Annotated in this window: 3 protein-coding genes; all 3 read left to right on the forward strand. The window is 30.9% G+C overall.

The window, feature by feature from the left end:
* Positions 1 to 177 precede the first annotated feature (177 nt).
* The 3 genes from DPIF8902391_RS10490 to DPIF8902391_RS10500 all read left to right on the forward strand — a co-directional run bounded on the left by DPIF8902391_RS10490 (position 178) and on the right by DPIF8902391_RS10500 (position 3,550).
* Positions 178 to 1,161, forward strand: coding sequence for a hypothetical protein (locus DPIF8902391_RS10490; RefSeq protein WP_172505792.1), 984 nt, complete (start codon positions 178 to 180; stop codon positions 1,159 to 1,161).
* A 197-nt stretch (positions 1,162 to 1,358) separates the two neighbouring features.
* Positions 1,359 to 2,153, forward strand: coding sequence for a cation transporter (locus DPIF8902391_RS10495; protein ID WP_101931971.1), 795 nt, complete (start codon positions 1,359 to 1,361; stop codon positions 2,151 to 2,153).
* A 569-nt stretch (positions 2,154 to 2,722) separates the two neighbouring features.
* The gene (locus DPIF8902391_RS10500; protein WP_172505793.1) at positions 2,723 to 3,550 is read left to right on the forward strand and encodes a DUF5677 domain-containing protein; all 828 of its coding nucleotides are present in this window, start codon (positions 2,723 to 2,725) and stop codon (positions 3,548 to 3,550) included.
* Positions 3,551 to 3,654 lie beyond the last annotated feature (104 nt).

The raw sequence follows: 3,654 nt of genomic DNA on the forward strand, positions 1-3,654 counted from the left end.
AAATTACTAAGTTGAAAATTTTGTGATTATTTACGAAATCCACCAAACTTGAAATTTTATGGTTGAAGAAAATAACAATAAAATTGCAAATTTGGTTAAGTACTTAAATGAAATTTATTACAAATCAAATCCTTACTACTTATACACGAGTCGTTGGCATTAATATAAAAAACTCTTATGGAAGGAAACAAACTTGCTGAATCATTTTACAAATTTTTAGAAGAAGAAAAAGGATTTCCTAAAACAAGCCTTTTAAAGCAAACTCCTGCTTATAATATAAATGCCAGAAGAGTTGAAATTGATTTACTTTTATTAGATATTCGAATTGGGAACTATATTGGACAAGTTGAATTTAAAACTCAAATAAATCCACAAACAAAGAATTTCGTTAAAGTTCAAACTGACCTTTATGCTAAGGCACTAAAGTCAGAAGGAATTCCAACTTATCTTGTTTTCCCAATTGATGAAGGTGATTTTCAAATTTTGGTATACGGTGAAAAAGACTGGATTTCCATATCAAAAGATGAGTTTCCTGAATTTGAAACATTATCAACAAAGAAAAAAATAGAGGAAAAAATAGAATCTAAACAAATTGAGGAAAAGAATTTAGAAAATATAGAGAAAAAAAGAGAATACACAAAAAGAACTTCCCTTTGGACTTTAACTAGTTTAATCATTGGTGTATTAACATCAATATTTGCATTTTATATATCTACTAGTAACAGACAAAAAGTTAATGAACCTACTCTTGTCAATGCAATGATATTAATGCAAATTGATAGTTTAGAAACACAGATACACGAATTAAAAAAGACAAATAATAAAACTGTAGTTATAGATACATTATTTGTAGTTGATTCAACTAGAACCTATGCAGGTATAAATAGAAGATTGAAAATTCTTGAAAATGGAATTTTAGATAATGCTGAAAAAACTTTAGCACTAAAAAATACTAATCAAAAAATTGAACTATTAAAACAAAGCTTGATTAATCAAGAAAAACAAGTGGAATTAAGAAATGATAATTTAAGTAACCGAATTGAATTACTAAATGCAATAGTTATTGGAATGGTTCTTTCTCTATTTGCAGCTGCTATTGGATTTGTGATTAGTAACTATAATGAAAGAAAAAATACTAATGCCAACAATGGCTATAATTAATACGGGTTTTGTGCTTAACCCAAAGTTTATAGCTTTTTAATGAAGTCCGCCAAATCTTTTGATTTGGCTTTAAACAAAAAAGATAAAACAAAATAAAAAGTTTTGGCTAAGTGCTTAATCGAAAGTTTACTACTTTTAATTCCCGTACTAACCATAGCCGAGACGTTGTAAGTAATGCCGAAAAACCCAGAAACCGAATGAAAAAGACAATATTTGAAATTACCAAAATGGACTGTCCTTCAGAGGAAAATCTAATCCGAATGAAATTAGATGGAATTTCAAGCATTGCGAATTTGGACTTTGATATTCCGAATCGAAAATTGACCGTTTTTCACAGCGGAGAAATTGACCAAATCGAAAAGTCAGTTATCGAACTAAATTTAGGTGGAAAGAAAATCTCGACTAAACAAACCGACCAAACGGAATTTAAAGAAAACAAAAACCAAAAAAAGCTACTTTGGTCTGTACTCGTTATAAATTTTGCGTTTTTTATAATCGAAATGACAACAGGAATTATCTCAAAATCTATGGGACTTGTTGCCGATAGTTTAGATATGCTTGCGGACAGTTTTGTTTACGGAATTAGTTTGTTTGCGGTTGGCGGAACAGTAATAAAGAAAAAACGGATTGCCAAACTTGCTGGATATTTTCAAATAATACTTGCGATTATTGGATTTGTAGAAGTTTTAAGAAGATTTTTCGGAGACGAGAAACTTCCCGATTTTTCGACAATGATTATCGTTTCGATTTTCGCACTTATCGCAAACGGAATTTGTCTTTATATTTTGCAAAAGTCAAAAAGTAAAGAAGAAGCACATATGAAAGCGAGTATGATTTTCACCTCGAATGACGTGATTATAAATTTAGGAGTAATAATTGCAGGAATTTTAGTGCATTATTTGAGTTCTAATAAACCTGATTTGATTATCGGAACAATTGTTTTTGCATTGGTAATTCAAGGAGCATTTCGGATTTTGAAATTAAGTAAGTGAACTAAAAAAGCACTACTTACAACAACGTGTATAATTAATGGCTGGTTCTCGCCTACTTACGAAAATCCTCGCGGATTTTCTATTCGGTTTTTATTTGCTAAATTAGGTGCTTAAACACGCCACTAATCATACACAAAACCGTTGTGCAACATACCGAAAACCAATTATTCCGAATAATATTTAGGAATGATTTTTGACAAATTAATAATAAGTTCTTTAAAATCTTGGTGAATTAAATAGTTGGGTTTATAACTTAACTCAAGGAGTTATTGTTCGATTAATCTGTGATTCTATAATTAAAAAAATAAGTCATATGAGAGAAAGATTCAATAATATCGTAAAAGGTTCAACCTTTATTATAATTCCAGTAATTCTAATAACGTTACTTCTATTTGGTGGGCAGACCATCCCGAACAGCAGACTTGTCCAAACAGAAATTCCTTGAAAGTGCCAACATTTATGAAACCTAGGGACGGGTTAGAGGTTCGATTCCTCGGTCTGCTACTAATTATAGGCTGTCTTTTCAGACAGCCTATTTATTTTAAAGAATACTAAATAAATTATACAAAGTGAAAAAAGAAATAAAATTAGGAACAGAGGAATATTTAGAAGTTGCACAGCAAACACTTGACAAAACTATTCGATTAATTGCTAAATCTGTAAACAAGGGATTAGCAAATACAAAAGACGATGTATCAATGTCTTTTTCTCTTATGGTTGGTCCAATCCTGGACACAAGTAATTCGTTACTCGTTTTGTCAACTATGGGAAAAATGCGAGATTGTTATTCTTTATCACGTATCATATTTGACCACGTTCTAAATTTGGGATATTTTGGAGCAAAAGGAGAGGAAACGGTAAAAAAGGCTTTGCAACATTATCACCAAAAAGCGTTTCGTGATTTAGATAGAAAAATTGAAATAAAAGATTTAGCATTTGGTATCGGATTAAAAGATATTGATAAAGCACCAATTTCTGACAAACTAAAAGAGGCTCTCAATTACTTCACCTCTAATAAAGGATTTGAAATTAGGTCTTGGACTGGAGATAATGTTTTTAAAAAAATCGAGATAATTAGGGATTTTTACGGAAAGGAAATTGGAATGATGTTGGTTATAAATTTGTTTTTCATTTACCGACATTCATCTGAAATTATGCACGGAACTCTTTTTGGGAGTCTTTTTGCACGTGGAATGACAAAACCCGAAAGTGAACAACCAAACGATGAACAGGAATTAGAAATATTTCACAGAACCAGAATTAGTTTTGTTTTAATATGTTCAATTCTATTAAACTATGTTACTTTTAGTGTTATTAACAAACATTACCCAAGACAAAAAGAAATGGATGAATTATCGGAATTAATAAAAGATTTTAGAATTACATTATACGAATAAGTACGTTGCACAATCGAGTAGACGGCTCCGACTAAAATAGTCGGAGTGCGCCTCTCACACCACCGTACGTACGGGTCTCGTATACGGCGGTTCGTAAATCATCA

The sequence above is a fragment of the Tenacibaculum finnmarkense genomovar ulcerans genome (assembly GCF_900239495.1).
In the GTDB taxonomy this organism is placed as follows: domain Bacteria; phylum Bacteroidota; class Bacteroidia; order Flavobacteriales; family Flavobacteriaceae; genus Polaribacter; species Polaribacter ulcerans.

Excerpts from the sequence above, each read along its gene's own strand:
- DPIF8902391_RS10490 (WP_172505792.1), top strand. The coding sequence starts at position 178 with ATGGAAGGAAACAAACTTGCTGAATCATTTTACAAATTTTTAGAAGAA.
- DPIF8902391_RS10495 (WP_101931971.1), top strand. The coding sequence starts at position 1,359 with ATGAAAAAGACAATATTTGAAATTACCAAAATGGACTGTCCTTCAGAG.